9 protein-coding genes are annotated in these 14,572 nt (G+C 42.5%); 4 read left to right on the top strand and 5 right to left on the bottom strand.

Annotated elements, in window-relative coordinates:
- The first annotated feature begins 285 nt into the window (after positions 1-285).
- The 4 genes from QT979_RS04200 to QT979_RS04185 all read left to right on the top strand — a co-directional run bounded on the left by QT979_RS04200 (position 286) and on the right by QT979_RS04185 (position 7,705).
- Positions 286-3,153 carry a response regulator gene (locus QT979_RS04200; RefSeq protein ID WP_333308334.1) on the top strand — a complete coding sequence of 956 codons (2,868 nt, stop codon included), beginning with the start codon at positions 286-288 and terminating at the stop codon, positions 3,151-3,153.
- A complete protein-coding gene (locus QT979_RS04195) occupies positions 3,146-4,582 on the top strand; it encodes a response regulator (protein WP_333308332.1) in 1,437 nt (478 codons plus the stop codon). Before QT979_RS04200 ends, QT979_RS04195 begins: the two co-directional genes overlap by 8 nt.
- A 124-nt stretch (positions 4,583-4,706) precedes the next feature.
- Positions 4,707-5,102 carry a response regulator gene (locus QT979_RS04190; RefSeq protein ID WP_333308330.1) on the top strand — a complete coding sequence of 132 codons (396 nt, stop codon included), beginning with the start codon at positions 4,707-4,709 and terminating at the stop codon, positions 5,100-5,102.
- Entirely contained in the window at positions 5,099-7,705 is a 2,607-nt protein-coding gene (locus tag QT979_RS04185; RefSeq protein ID WP_333208969.1) for a PAS domain S-box protein, read from the top strand. Before QT979_RS04190 ends, QT979_RS04185 begins: the two co-directional genes overlap by 4 nt.
- Positions 7,706-7,809: 104 nt before the next feature.
- Here the strand turns inward: QT979_RS04185 and QT979_RS04180 are convergent, their stop codons facing one another.
- The 5 genes from QT979_RS04180 to QT979_RS04160 form a co-directional block, all read right to left on the bottom strand.
- Positions 7,810-8,898: a response regulator gene (locus QT979_RS04180; RefSeq protein WP_333308328.1), complete on the bottom strand. Its 1,089-nt coding sequence runs from the start codon at positions 8,896-8,898 to the stop codon at positions 7,810-7,812.
- A 124-nt stretch (positions 8,899-9,022) separates the two neighbouring features.
- Entirely contained in the window at positions 9,023-10,525 is a 1,503-nt protein-coding gene (locus QT979_RS04175) for an ATP-binding protein (protein WP_333208965.1), read from the bottom strand.
- Positions 10,526-10,616: 91 nt separating this feature from the next.
- Positions 10,617-10,769 carry a hypothetical protein gene (locus QT979_RS04170; protein WP_333056783.1) on the bottom strand — a complete coding sequence of 51 codons (153 nt, stop codon included), beginning with the start codon at positions 10,767-10,769 and terminating at the stop codon, positions 10,617-10,619.
- A 306-nt stretch (positions 10,770-11,075) separates the two neighbouring features.
- Entirely contained in the window at positions 11,076-11,522 is a 447-nt protein-coding gene (locus tag QT979_RS04165; protein ID WP_333208963.1) for a response regulator, read from the bottom strand.
- 48 nt (positions 11,523-11,570) lie between these two features.
- The gene (locus tag QT979_RS04160; RefSeq protein WP_333208961.1) at positions 11,571-14,369 is read right to left on the bottom strand and encodes a PAS domain S-box protein; all 2,799 of its coding nucleotides are present in this window, start codon (positions 14,367-14,369) and stop codon (positions 11,571-11,573) included.
- Positions 14,370-14,572 lie beyond the last annotated feature (203 nt).

Raw genomic sequence — 14,572 nt, 5'->3', positions numbered from 1 at the left:
CCCATGCGGATTAAACTCGCCCGTGCGATCGAATATCAGCCTATTCTCGCAGGCAGAGACTGCAACTTTTAGCTAAATGGTAACAATAATACGACAATGGGTAAAATAATAGACTTTAATCGAGCAAACATTAGGTTCACATTCGATCGGGGTCGAGCATCTACCACAGCTAAAATAGCCCGCATCAATTCCTCCTAGCTAAGCGGCAGTAAATAAATGGTGCTGCTGTTAATACAGATTCTGCAAAGACGGTTGTAGACTAAGTTCACCAAACCCCTCAATCTTATGGTTGCTAAAATTTTAGACCAATTACCGCTGCGAACTGTTCTCATAGTTCCATTTGTATTGCAAATCGTGGGAACCGTGGGACTCGTAGGATATCTGTCTTTTAGAAACGGACAAAAAGCAGTTAATAACCTTGCCAGTCAGTTAATGAGTGAGGTGAGTTTGCGTGTCGAGCAAAACCTGCAAGTTTACCTGACTACTCCCCATCAAATCAATCAAACCAAGCTGGATGCTGTCAAGCTCGGCTTGTTAAAGATGGAAAAATTATCAGCTTGGGAGAAATATCTTTGGCGGCAAGTACAATTATATCCATATATCTATTTTACCTCCGTTGGCAACGATAAGGGAGATTATAGAGCCGGTGAACAACTCTCTAACGGCTCCCGAATCATTAATGTGATAGAAACATCTACTGGGTTAAATTTTGATTCTTACAATACGAACGCTCTCGGCGATCGCACTACAATTACCACCCTGGCCAAAAACTATGATCATCGGCAACATCCTGCGTACCGAAAAGCCGTAAAAGTCGGCAAACCTACTTGGAGTTCGGTTTTTGTTTCCTTACTAGAGCCGACATTACTTATCAGCGCTCTCCAACCCGTATACAGCGAAAAAAATCAGCTAGAAGGAGTCTTATTTACTGCCTTCCGTCTCGACCATCTTGGGAGATTTCTCAACAGTCTCAAAGTTGGCAAATCCGGTCAAACATTTATTATAGATCGCCAGGGAACTTTGTTAGCAACTTCCACAACAGAAAAACCATTTCGCACTAAAGGTAATGAAAGACAACTGTTTAAAGTAGAACAAAGCAGCAACCCTTTTACTCGTTCGACAGCTAAATATTTAACTGCCAACTTTAAAAATTTAGACCAAATTAAAAAATCCGAGTTATTGAGCTTTGAAATAGATGACAAGCGACATTTTTTAAAAGTCTTGCCGTTCCAAGACGGCAAAGGTTTAGACTGGCTGATTGTCGTAGTTGTTCCCGAAGCAGATTTCACCAAAGAAATCGATGCCAATACCCGCACAGCGGTTTTACTTTGTTTCGCAGCTTTAGGAGTAGCTGTGGCGATTGGCATTCTGACTTCTCAGTGGGTGACAAATCCTATTCTGAGCTTAAATACAGCAGCAAAAAATATTGCTAAAGGTGAATGGGATAAAACAGTACAAGGCGAACGTTCTGACGAATTGGGGGAATTAGCAAAGTCATTTAACAGCATGGCTCAACAACTGCAACAATCTTTTGAAACTTTAGAAAATAGAGTACAAGAGCGGACGACAGAATTGGCTGTAGCTAAAGACAAAGCGGAAGTAGCAAATCAAGCTAAAAGCACCTTTCTGGCTAACATGAGCCACGAATTGCGATCGCCTCTCAATGCAATTCTCGGCTTTTCCCAACTGATGACTCGCAGCCAAACTCTATCCCCCGAACATCAAGAAAATATTAGCATAATTAGGAGCAGCGGAGAACACCTCCTTACCCTGATTAATAACGTGCTGGATTTATCTAAAATTGAATCGGGCCGCACCACCCTCAATCCCCATAAAATCGACCTCTATCGCCTGCTAAACGACTTGGAAGATATGTTTCAACTCAAAGCAGATGACAAGCACTTGCAGTTGGTTTTTGACCGCAGCCCCGATGTGCCACAATACATAGAAACTGATGATTTAAAGTTGCGGCAAATCTTAATTAATCTGCTCAATAACTCTCTTAAGTTTACCGATGAGGGCGGTATAGCGGTCAGAGTTGGGAAGCAGCCATTCGGCAAAAATCAGCAGGCAGAAGGCGGAAACTTTGAGCAGTCGGAAGTATCAAAAAATACAAAAAGTTCCGCTATGAATGGTGTTAAAATATCTCAAGTCAGTCCGTCCAGCAACCAGATTATTGCAAAGCCAGATGACGATGCAGCTTCTACCTGTTCCTTCTTCCTTCATTTTGAAGTCGAGGATACTGGTTCCGGTATTGCTACCAATGAATTAGACGATATTTTTGAACCTTTCGTGCAAACCAAGACAGGCAAAGATTCGCAAGAAGGTACTGGCTTGGGATTGCCCATCAGTCGCAAATTTGTGGAATTAATGGGCGGCGAAATGAGCGTCTGTTCTGCTGTTGGTAAGGGAACTAATTTTAAGTTCAACATTCAAGTTATTGCGGTCGCTGCGGCTGATATTGAAAGCCCAAAACCGAGCCGGAATGTTATAGCCCTGGTTCCCAACCAACACACCTATCGAATTTTGATAGTAGACGATAAACAGCTCAACCGTCAACTGTTAATTAAAATCCTCTCTCCTCTTGGTTTTGAACTAAAAGAAGCTACTAACGGTCAAGAAGCTATTGAGATTTGGGATAGTTGGGAACCGCATCTAATTTGGATGGACATGAGAATGCCTGTGATGGACGGCTACGAAACTACGCAATACATTAAAGGTACTATTAAAGGTCAAGCTACTGCAATTATTGCGCTGACAGCAAGCGTTTTGGAGGAAGAACGAGCAGTTATTTTGTCGGCGGGCTGCGATGCTTTTATGAGGAAGCCTTTCCGGGAAGCCGATATTTTTGATGCGATGCACAAACATATCGGAGTGCGCTATATTTATGAAGAGCTGGGTTTAACTAATTTATCGGCAATCAAAGAAGGCGATCGCGCTATGAGTGCGGCTGATTTCGTAAAATTGCCTGATTCACTGGTAGCTGATTTAAAGCTAGCAATACTGAATGCAGATATGGATTTAATTGATACCTTGATAGAGCAAATTCGATTAAAGGATGCAGTAACGGCAGGTGCGATCGCAAATTGTATGGAAAATTTTGAGTACGACAAAGTTTTAAAGCTAATATCTCAAGCAATATCACATGAATAACGACATTCCTAGCACCGATCGCGGTAATATTTTAGTAGTTGATGACACCCCAGCTAATTTGCGGCTGCTAGCCGGAATTTTGAACAGCAAGGGCTATAAAGTGCGCCCGGTACCTAGCGGCGAGTTAGCGCTTTCGGCGGCAAAAGGTATGCCTCCCGATTTGATTTTGCTGGATATTATGATGCCCGAAATGAATGGATATGAAGTGTGCGAAAAAATCAAAGCTGATGAACTAACTTGCGACATCCCGGTGATTTTTATTAGCGCGATTAATGACGTACTTGATAAGGTCAAAGCCTTTGCTGTGGGCGGGGTAGATTATATTACCAAGCCCTTTCAGGTGGAAGAGGTTCTAGTGAGGGTAGAAACCCATTTAGCAATATGCCAGTTGCGAAAAAAACTTCAACAGAAAAACAATGAACTTACAGTTACTTTAGACCAACTGCAAGCTACTCAGAATCAATTAGTGCAATCGGAAAAAATGGCTGCGTTAGGACAACTGATTGCGGGCATTGCTCACGAAATTAATACGCCGTTGGGGGCGATTCGGTCGTCTATTGGAAATATTACCAGCTTTTTGGATAACAATCTAGAAAGGTTGCCAGTTTTTTTTAAAGAACTGTCAGCAGAACGCCAGCAAGATTTCTTGCGTTTGATGTACAGTTCTAGCCAACAAAATTACTCTTTATCTACTAGAGAAAAACGAGTTTTAAAAAAAGACGTGAAGCAGCAACTAGAGTCGGAAGGCATTGACAATTATGACAGCCTTGCTAGCATTTTAGTCAATATCGGATTGCAAGGAAATCTGCAAGAATTCTTGTCGTTGCTCAAAGATCCTGACAGCGAAAATATTATCAAAACAGCCTACGACTTTGCTAGCATTCACAGAAGCGCCCGAACCATCGCTACCGCTACTGAACGCGCTGCAAAAGTCGTCTTTGCCCTGAAAAATTATGCGCGTTACGATATAAATGGGGAAAAAATACAAGTGAATATTACGGATGGACTTGAAACTGTATTAACTCTTTATCAAAACCAAATCAAGCAGGGTGTGGAAGTTGTCAGAAACTATCAAGATCAATTGCCTGTGGTACTGTGTTATCCCGACGAACTCAATCAAGTTTGGACAAATTTAATTCACAATGCCTTACAAGCGATGGACAATCAAGGAACTTTAACAATTGACGTGGTACAACAAGATACCAGCGTCTTGGTAAAAATTAGTGACAGCGGTAAAGGGATGCAACCAGAGATTATTCCAAAAATTTTTGAGCCTTTTTTTACTACCAAACCTGCGGGAGAAGGCAGCGGGTTGGGGCTGGATATTGTCAAAAAAATAATGGAAAAACATCAGGGTAAAATTGATGTGGAGTCGATGCCCGGTAAAACAGCATTTACCGTGTCTTTGCCGATTAATTTAACTGAGTAGGTAAAGCGCCGGAGACTGAAGTCGGGGGCGAAAATTTGCAGTCTACCCGCGCAGAATGTAGAATTTGGAAAACGGTGTGCTGCCCATGGGGTGCACCCTGCCACACTAAAGAAGGAAACTAGCGATGTCTAAATCAGCAATTTTGTGTGTGGACGATGAAGTAGGAGTGTTGGAAAGTCTTGAAATTGAACTGCAACAGGCATTTAACGGTAAATATCTTTGCGAATTTGCTGAAAGTGCTTCCGAAGCCCTGGAAATTATTGAAGAGCTATGTGAAGCTGAGGTTAACATTTTAGTAATTGTCTCTGATTGGTTGATGCCCGGAATGAAAGGAGATGAGTTGCTGATTAAAATTCATCAAAAATATCCGCAAATTGTGACAGTGATGCTGACAGGACAAGCAGACCAAGAAGCAATAGAGCGCACAAAAAGTCAAGCAAATCTTCATGCTTTCATAGAAAAACCTTGGCAAAATCAAGAATTAATTGAAGCGATTAAGTCTGGTCTAGCAAATTTATGAAAAAACCAGTGATTATTTGTGTCGATGATGAGCAGACTATACTCGATAGTCTGGAAATAGACCTGCTAAAAGCCTTTGAAGATAAATATTTAATTGAAACGGCCCAAAGTGGCGAAGAAGCTTTAGAGTTGCTGTCCGAACTTTTAGCAGAACAGTATGAAGTTCCTTTGGTGATTTCGGATCATATCATGCCTAGTATGAAAGGAGACGAACTATTAAGGAGCGTTCATGCTATCTCGCCGAACACTCTCAAGATCATGCTGACGGGGCAAGCTGATTTGGATGCGGTAGCCAATGCTATTAACTATGCTAAATTGTACCGATATATACCTAAACCTTGGCAATGTGATGACTTAAAATTAACTGTAACTGAGGCAATATATAGATATTTTCAAGATAAAGAATTAGCTGAAAAACAAAGAGAACTTCAGGAAATGAATCAGGAGTTGATAAAATTAAACCGCAAGCAGGCGATGCTGATTGCCAAACTCCATGAAAACGAAAGTCGCTTGACACAGTATCTAGAAGCTATGCCATTGGGCGTGTGTGTACTTGATGCAAACGGGCAATCTTTTTACGCTAATCAGAAGGCGCGGGAGGTATTTGGCAAAGGCACTGTGCCACATATTAATTCAGAGCAAAAAGCAGCTATTTATCAATTCTATAAAACCGGGACTAATCAGAGATGCCCAGTGGAAGAATTGCCAATTATGCGGGCACTTAGGGGCGAAAATGTGCGGACTGAGGGTGTAGAAATTCGTACAGCTAATAAAATTACTCCTGTAGAGAGTTGGGCAACTCCAATTTATGATTCTACAGGCGACATTTCCTATGCGATTATTGCTTTTAGTGACATAACTGAACGCAAGGAAGCTGAAGCGGCGTTAATTCAAGCTGAAGAGAAGTATCGCGGGATATTTGAAAATGCTCTAGAAGGTATTTTTCAGACGACTCCGGACGGACATTTTATCAGTGCGAATCCTGCTCTGGCGGAAATTTACGGCTACGATTCCGCATCAGAATTGATAGAAAGTATTAATGATATTCAGCAGCAATTGTACGTGGAACCTAACCGCCGTCAAGAGTTTCTGGCGCTGATGAAACAGCACGGTACTCTGTGTGAGTTTGAGTCTCAGGTTTACTGTCGAGATGGCAGCATTATCTGGATTTCTGAGTATGCGCGCACCGTTTATGATGCTAACGGTGAAGTGCTTTACTATCAGGGTTTTGCTAAGGATATTAGTTTGCAAAGACAGGTAGAAGTAGAACGAGTCAGGTTTACTAATGATTTAGAAAAAGCTTTGGCAGCCGAAGAAAAGTTAAATGAGGCACTGTCAGAAAACGAAAGTCGATTGACTCAATTCCTGGAAGCGATGCCAGTGGGAATATTTGTTGTCGATGGTAAGGGGAAACCTTTTTACATGAATTCTTGGGGGGAAAGGATACTAGCCCAAGGTTTAATTTTTGATGGGGGTACTGACCAATTTCCTGAAGCTTATCATTTTTACGACGCTGCAACTAATCAATTGTATCCGAGGGATAGCCAACCGATTGTTCGGGCGTTGCGGGGAGAATTTGTGCGTATGGACGATCTAGAAGTTCATGGGTCGGATCGGATTGTGCCGATCGAGGTTTGGGCGACTCCAATCTACGACGAACGGAAAAACATAGTTTACGCGATCGCCGCTTTTCAAGACATCACGGAACGTCTAGAGGTAGAAACCGAACGCCGCCAATTCACAGACGAGTTACAAAAAGCTTTAGCAGCAGAAGAAAATTTAACAGATGCTTACGGGCGGTTTGTGCCGCACGAATTTCTCCACTTTCTGGGATATGAAAGTATTCTGGAAGTCAAATTAGGCGATCAGGTACAGAAAGAAATGTCGGTGCTGTTTTCAGATATCCGCGATTTCACTTCTCTTTCTGAAAGGATGAATCCCGAAGAGAATTTTCAATTTATCAATGGTTATTTGTCGCGAATGGAACCGGCAATTACTAATAATTTTGGGTTTATTGATAAATACATGGGCGATGCGATTATGGCGCTGTTCGATGGCAGTGCGGATGATGCTGTGAAAGCTGGAATTGCAATGCTAGAAGAGCTTAATGAGTATAATATTAGTCGCAATCGACCCGATCGCCCGCCGCTGCAAATTGGCATAGGAATCAATACGGGTTCTTTGATGTTAGGCACGGTTGGTGGCCAAAGTCGGATGGACAGCACAGTGATTAGCGATGCGGTAAACTTAGCCTCTCGTGTGGAAACTTTGACAAAAGAGTATGGAGTTTCCATGTTAATTACTCACCATACTTTTATACAGTTGAACGATATTTATGATTTTAGGTTGATCGATCGCGTAGCAGTTAAAGGCAAATCGCGAATGGTAACAATTTATGAAGTATTTGCGGCCGATCCGCCAGAGTTACGACAGAAAAAGTTAGAGACCAAGACAATCTTTGAGCAAGCTTTGGTACTCTACAATAGTGACAAGTGTGTCGAAGCTAAAAGATGGTTTTCGGCCTGCTTGGAAATCAACCCTAATGATAAGGTAGCTCAAATTTATCTGCAGCGGTGTCTGAAAGAAGCGATCGCTCCTGCATAATACCATTTGAGAGTTTAGATTTGAGAATAGGGAATGACTTATGCCATAAGAGTTGGGAGTTTACCTACAGTTGTATTCTTTTTGGAAACTGGTATAATCATTGTTTAGACAGGCAGGGAAACGCAAACTATGGTTTCTTGCTGCGGCAAACTTTCTATTTTAAATTCTCCTCCGTGTAATTCTACAAGTAGTTGAACAATCGCCAGGCCCAATCCCAAACCTGCTTGTTGGTAAAGTTTGCGATCGAACTGCCTGTAAGCTTCTAGCTGTGCAATCTGATCGGTAGTCATGCCGCGGCCTTGGTCTTTGACAGACAGAATAAAAGTCTGATTTTCGACGAAAGTGCTTAATAAAACAGGCGTTCCTTCTAAAGAAAATTTGAAGGCATTGTCCAATAGTTCTTCAACAATTTTTGCGAGTCTGACAGAATCAATAGCAACCGAGGAATCTTGCAAGTTTAATTGTAAATCGTCTGTTCTATTCGCGTGTTTTGCTTGCTGGCGCGCTTTTTGACTCAGCAAAGATTTTACACAGCTAAATTCGCTGTTACGCATCTCCTTTAACAGTTCGGGATTTGTAGCTGCTATCTCCAGTTCTGCATACAGCAAAAAGTTTTGAATGAGTCGATACAAGCGATGACCAGAAGTTTGAATTTGACCAATCATCTCTAAGATATCTGCTTCCTCTAAGACCTGATATTCTGACAAAATCAGCTCAGAAAAACCCAGAATTGCATTCAAAGGAGTCCGCAATTCGTGGGGCAGCGACATACTAATATTAGTGCGTAATTCGTCTAGCGTCTTTTGAGATTGTCGGCTAATTGTTTTTTGTTTCTCAAGTCTAATAGCAATGGCTTTTAGCAGTTCTTGCGGCGTACATGGCTTAGTAATGTAATCGTCAGCTCCCAGTTCCATGCCCGTGCGAATGTCAACTTTATCGGCTTTTGCTGTGAGGAAAATAAACGGAATTGTGGCAGTCAAGGGTTCCGAACGCAAAGCTTTGAGGACGCCGTGACCGTCTACTTCCGGCATCATCATGTCGCACAAAATTAAATCAGGGATTTGTTCGATCGCCAATTTGATGCCGAGTTTGCCGTTAATTGCTCCTATTCCTTCAAAATTCTCGGCTTCCAGCAACTCTAAAATATTCTCTCTAATCGCTTCTTCGTCTTCTATTACCAAAATCTTAGCCATGGTGATAGCTCCTTTTAGTTAGTAGTTTGTGGGATAAATCTGGGTTCAGATACTTGATAAGTTTGTTTGTTAGAGAGTTAATTAATCGTTAAATTACGGATATGTATAGTTGATGATTCAGTTGTTATTGATGGGGAGGGCAAATTAAAGGCAAGGTAATAGTGAAAGTTGTGCCTTTTCCTTCTTGACTATCGATCGCCAGTTTTCCGCCGTGAAGTTCCACAGCCCTCTTCACAATTGCTAAACCGAGACCTGTTCCCGAAATAGTGCCGACATTTGGAGAGCGGTAAAAAGTTTCTAATATCCGCTCTCGATCGGCTTGGGGAATGCCGATGCCCTGGTCTTGAACTTGGAACACAGCTTCGTTGTTTTGACAGTTGAGATGCAAAGAAACTGGACTGCCTACGGGGGAATATTTGATGGCATTTGAGAGGACATTTCCCAAAATTTGCTGCAACAGTTTTTCATCCATTTGAGCCTCGCAGTTGCCACCTTCATATTGAAAGGCGATCGGGTGTTGGTTGCTGTCGTTGAGCTGCTGCTCTTCTACCAGTTGACGGCAAAATTTTTCGAGGTTTAAGGAAATCGGTTGAAACTGCAAAGTATTGGCTTCGATTTTGCCAATTACGAGGATATCTTCTAATAACTCTGTCATGCGTTTAATTGCTAATTGAATCCGCACAAAATGAGTAGATTTTTTATCTTGGGCCCACTGAGAACTGTAATCTTGCAGCAATCCAGCGGAAAATTGGATGGTTGTCAAAGGTGTGCGGAACTCGTGGGAAACCATTGTGACAAATTTAGCTCGCAGTTCTGAAAGTTCCTTTTCTCGTGCGAGGGCTTTGAGAATTTCCGCTTCTGCTCGTTTGCGATCGCTAATATCACGGGCTTCCGCTATCAGCAGCAAAATTTTTCCTGTCTCATTTTTAACAGGTTTCAGTGAGAAATCAACTGTCATGATTTGACCACTTTTGCCTAACAAGTCGATTTCGCTGCGGAAAAACTCGCCGCGACTTGCTTTGCCGATCGCGCATTGCAATTGTTCGGAAACCTGTGGCGACTGGGCCCAAATCGCCATTTCCCAAATCGGGCGGCCGACAATACCCTCCGATCGCAATCCGGCAAAATCGAGGGCTGTCTCGTTGACTTCCAGCACAATTCCTTCGGGAGTCAGCAGCTTGGTTAGCTGAAACGACGAGTCAAAAATCGCCCGAAAGCGGCGCTCGCTTTCCCGCAGCATTTGAAATGTTTGAGAACGTTCGATCGCATAGCGGATCGTCCGCACTAATAATTGAGTAGTAATTTGACCTTTAACAATATAGTCTTGAGCTCCCAAGCGAACTGATTCGAGGGCGATCGCCTCATCATCCAAGCCTGTCATTACCACCATTGGCACATCAGGAGCAACTTCTCGCAGGCGAGTTAGCGTTTCCAAACCGCGGCTGTCGGGCAAAGAAAGGTCGAGCAAAACGACATCAAAGGGTTGTTTACACAGTTGTGCGATCGCCTCATGCAGGAACTCAACAGACACCAGTTCCCACTCGACGCCCACAGATACTTCTAACAGTTCTGCAAGTAAATCAGCATCAGCAGGATTGTCTTCTACTAACAGAATCTTAATCCACATAGCTTAGACGTTTTTGACTGTAAAATTTTTACTCTACCAATCTTAGGTTAAACTTTTTTGCTTTCCCTTGCCATTTTCAACTTGAAAATTATTATTTGGGAACTGTCACCACCACCAGCCACCAATCCTCAATCCATCTCACCAGCTTAGCGACTTGACTAAAATCGATAGGCTTAGTGATGTAGCACCGGGCTGACAGGGCATAAGACTTGAGAATCTCTTCATCGGCTATGGATTTTGTCATAATTACCACCGGAATCATTTTTAACTTGAGTGCTGAATTAATTTATATCAATATTTACCAACTGTTTTTTTATACAAAATTAAGTCCAGCAGAATTAAATCGGGACGCAAACCCTAACAGAAAAGCCTTCTTTATTCAATAAATTTATTGCTATTACCATATTTCCTACTCTTATGCAAATTGTTAAAGATTGACTGGTAGCCAGCTTTTATAAACCCCATTCAGCCTCGCTGAGCAAATCATCCACCAGCATAATTTCCTAGGTTAAAAAATTTTAGAGCATTCATAAGCAAAGCATCTGTTCGTTTAATTTAGAGGAAGTTTGACGACTGCCAGCCAGAATTCCTCGATTAACCTCACTACTTTAGTAAATTCTACGAAGTCTACCGGTTTTGTTATGTAACAGTTGGCGTGGAGCGAGTATGACTTAAAAATATCTTCGGGAGCTGCTGAAGTGCTGAGAATCACTACAGGAATTAATTTTAACTTTGGGTCAGTTTTAATTTCTTCTAGCACTTCAATACCGCTTTTTTTCGGCAGATGCAAATCGAGCAAAATCAAATCGGGACGAGGTACTCTGAGATAGGGTTCTTTTCGGCGCAAAAACTTGATTGCTTCTACTCCATCCTCCACAAAATGCAAGTTATTCAATATTTTACCTTGACTGAGGACTTCTCTTGCCAAATCCGCATCGCTGGGAGAATCCTCAATCAGCAAAATCTCTATAGGTCTAACAGTGCTTCGATCGCTCATAACCGGCGTATCCCTTTGAGTATAAAAACAGAATTGAATTTTGAGGCTTCAGGTACTAATTATAGGAATAGTGAAGTAAAAAGTCGCTCCTTTTCCCTCCTGAGATTCCACCCAGATCCGACCGCCGTGGCGTTCAACAATGCGCTTGCACATCGCCAAACCTATGCCAGTACCGGAATATTGGCGGCGGGAGTGCAGGCGCGCAAAAATGATAAAAATGCGATCGGCATACTGCGGATCAATGCCAATGCCGTTATCGCGGACACTGAACACCCATTCGTTCTCTTGCCTACGGGCAGCGATATGAATCAACGGAATATCTTGGCGACAAAATTTGATGCTGTTGGCGACCAAATTTTGGAATAATTGCACCAGTTGAAATTCATCCGCCATCACGGTTGGCATCACGTCGCAGGTGATTACAGCTTTTGTTTCGGCGATCGCAATTTGCAAATTGCACATAGTTTGCTTAACCACAGCGTTGCAGTCCGCCTGCTCAAACTCCTGACCCCTCGTTCCCAGACGTGAATACGCCAACAAATCGTTAATTAACTGCTGCATTCTCGTGGCGCCATCGACAATATAATGAATATACTTATCTGCGCGATCGTCCAAATTTCCTTGATAGCGCTGGGCAAGCAATTGAGTGTAACTGGTAACGGCTCGGAGCGGTTCTTGCAAATCGTGGGAAGCCACATAAGCAAATTGTTCTAATTCCTCGTTGGAACGCTTCAAATCTTCTGTAAGTTGCAGCATTTGCTGCTCTGCTTCTTTGCGGCTTGTAATATTGTAAACCAAGGCGCAACAAGACAGCAGATTACCCTGGGAGTCCATGACTGGACTGGTAGACATATCAGTCCAAATATCTTTGCCATCCTTGCTTTTGAATTTAAATTCGTGTTGTTCACGAATACCTTGCTTGCGTCGCTCGACATTATCAATAGCTTGTGGTTCTTCCGCTTTGTCCATGAAATCAAAAAGCGATCGCCCGAACATTTCTAATTCATTATAGCCGAGCATTCGCGCCATTGCGTGGTTCACATAAGTCGTGAGACCATTACTATCAATTACCCAAATGCCTTCTTCTGCTAATTCAACTATTTGTCTGTACTTGAATTCACTTTCCTGCAAAGCTGTTTCAGTTAGTTTGCGCTCGGTGATATCTTTCATAAAACAGTGGTTGCCGTTAAATATTCCTTGTTCGTCCCAAGCTTTTACCATTGTTACTTGCTTGTAAAAAAACGAGCCATTTTTGCGGACCCCTCTAGCTTCTACTTCTACTTTGCCAGAAATGACCATTTCCTGATAAGCTGAGAGCATCATCTCAACATCGCCCGGATGTACGGTGAGCTGCCATTCCATGCCAAGCATTTGTTCCGGTTCGTAACCACATTTATGAGCGTAAGCTCGGTTAACCTTCACGTAGCGTCCCTCAATATCCAGCCGCGAAATGCCTTCCACCGCATTTTGCATGGCATTAGTGAGGTCGCGCAGCTCTTTTTCAGCTTGTTTGCGATCGCTAATATCCTGACCGATACCCAAAAAACCGTTAATATTTCCGCTACTATCAAATAAGGCAGTCACCGACAACAGTACCGGAAACCGCGAACCATCTTTGCGAATGTAAGTCCATTCATTTTCGTCCGCGATTTTCCTGGACGGCAAAGCAAAAAATACTTGAATTCCCGGCTCTATTTGCACTCCCAATTCTTGAGAAAGAACTTCAGCTCTTTGAGCGACCTCCAGAGGATCGTGAATTATTGCTAGCGTGACTTTCCCGACTACTTCTTCTAGCGAATAACCTAAAAGTTGCTCTGCCGCCCGATTAAATGTTTTAATTGTACCATCGGGAGCTGTAGAAATAATTGTGTAGTTAGCGCTATTAAGAATTGCATTTTGCAGTTGCGTCAATTCCAACAAAGTGAGCGCAATTTTTTCCCGGTAGGCTATTTCTTTTTGCAATTGGTGGTTAGAAATTTCGATTTGAGCAGTGCGCTCAGCAACTCTGTGCTCCAGAGTTTCATTGAGCAGTCGATTTTCCTCTTCGACCTGCTTGCGTTCTGTAATATCAGTAATAGTACACACATAATTTTTAACCTCCCCATTTTCTCCGATTTGACCGACAGATTGACCGAATACCCAACTGATTTGAGTGTGATGAATGCCTTGAAAGCGGTACTCAGATTTAAATGGCAATTTCTCATGCGCGGCGCTATACCATTCAGAAAAAACCCGATCGCGGTCGTCTGGATGAATGCCTTGCAACCACCCTTTGCCCAAAGCTTCATCACAGGTAATTCCCGAAATTTGACACCAGCGCTCGTTGACATACAAGCAGTCTCCTCCAGCATCTGCATAAAATATTCCCACCGGCGAAGCTTCAGTTAAAGTTTGATAGCGAGCTTCCGTTTCTCGGCGTTCAATTATTTCTTTTTGCAGTATTGAATCGATCATCCCTAATTGAGTTGGACTCAGGAGAGTTAATGCTTGGGGAACGAAAGGGATTAATGCAAATGCGGTGTAACCAGAAATCGCGGCGGTAATAATTTTTAGAATGCCAGAAACCCAATAAACAGGATGCCAAAGCGTCCAAACTTCCATTATATGAGTAGTGCCGCAAGAGATAATAAAGGCTGCAAGCAGCCAAAAGATGTTGCGGAAGGGCAAGTCTTTTCGCTGACCGATAAAATAATAAATTAACGAGAGGGGTATTGAATAGTAGGCCAGGGCAATGATAGAGTCTGACACTATGTGGAGCGCGACTAGCTCTCGCTGCCAAAGGTAACAGTAGCCTTGAGGAATATAATTCCCGGTGAATAACAACTGATTTAAAAAATTCCAAATCATAAATCGAATGAGTAATCGGGAATGGGTAATCGAGAATTGGTAATTGGTAATTGGTAAGCGGGAATTGGTAATTGGTAATTTAATCCAATGACTTATAACCTATCTCAAATTTTTGAAATATACAGCCTTGGACCCACCGGGCGGTAAAAACCCCGTTTCTGGCTAGATGCCTCATTGCCAAACCGAATATTGTCGTAGGGAAC

Origin of the sequence: Microcoleus sp. w2-18bC1 (genome assembly GCF_036700365.1) — a bacterium.
GTDB lineage: Bacteria > Cyanobacteriota > Cyanobacteriia > Cyanobacteriales > Microcoleaceae > Microcoleus.
This window is presented reverse-complemented; position numbering and strand designations above follow the sequence as displayed.

What these genes read in the sequence shown, in the direction of transcription:
- QT979_RS04180 (WP_333308328.1), bottom strand. Translation starts at nt 8,898, where the DNA reads ATGGCTAAGATTTTGGTAATAGAAGACGAAGAAGCGATTAGAGAGAAT.
- QT979_RS04185 (WP_333208969.1), top strand. Translation starts at nt 5,099, where the DNA reads ATGAAAAAACCAGTGATTATTTGTGTCGATGATGAGCAGACTATACTC.
- QT979_RS04190 (WP_333308330.1), top strand. Translation starts at nt 4,707, where the DNA reads ATGTCTAAATCAGCAATTTTGTGTGTGGACGATGAAGTAGGAGTGTTG.
- QT979_RS04175 (WP_333208965.1), bottom strand. Translation starts at nt 10,525, where the DNA reads ATGTGGATTAAGATTCTGTTAGTAGAAGACAATCCTGCTGATGCTGAT.
- QT979_RS04200 (WP_333308334.1), top strand. Translation starts at nt 286, where the DNA reads ATGGTTGCTAAAATTTTAGACCAATTACCGCTGCGAACTGTTCTCATA.
- QT979_RS04170 (WP_333056783.1), bottom strand. Translation starts at nt 10,769, where the DNA reads ATGACAAAATCCATAGCCGATGAAGAGATTCTCAAGTCTTATGCCCTG.
- QT979_RS04165 (WP_333208963.1), bottom strand. Translation starts at nt 11,522, where the DNA reads ATGAGCGATCGAAGCACTGTTAGACCTATAGAGATTTTGCTGATTGAG.
- QT979_RS04160 (WP_333208961.1), bottom strand. Translation starts at nt 14,369, where the DNA reads ATGATTTGGAATTTTTTAAATCAGTTGTTATTCACCGGGAATTATATT.
- QT979_RS04195 (WP_333308332.1), top strand. Translation starts at nt 3,146, where the DNA reads ATGAATAACGACATTCCTAGCACCGATCGCGGTAATATTTTAGTAGTT.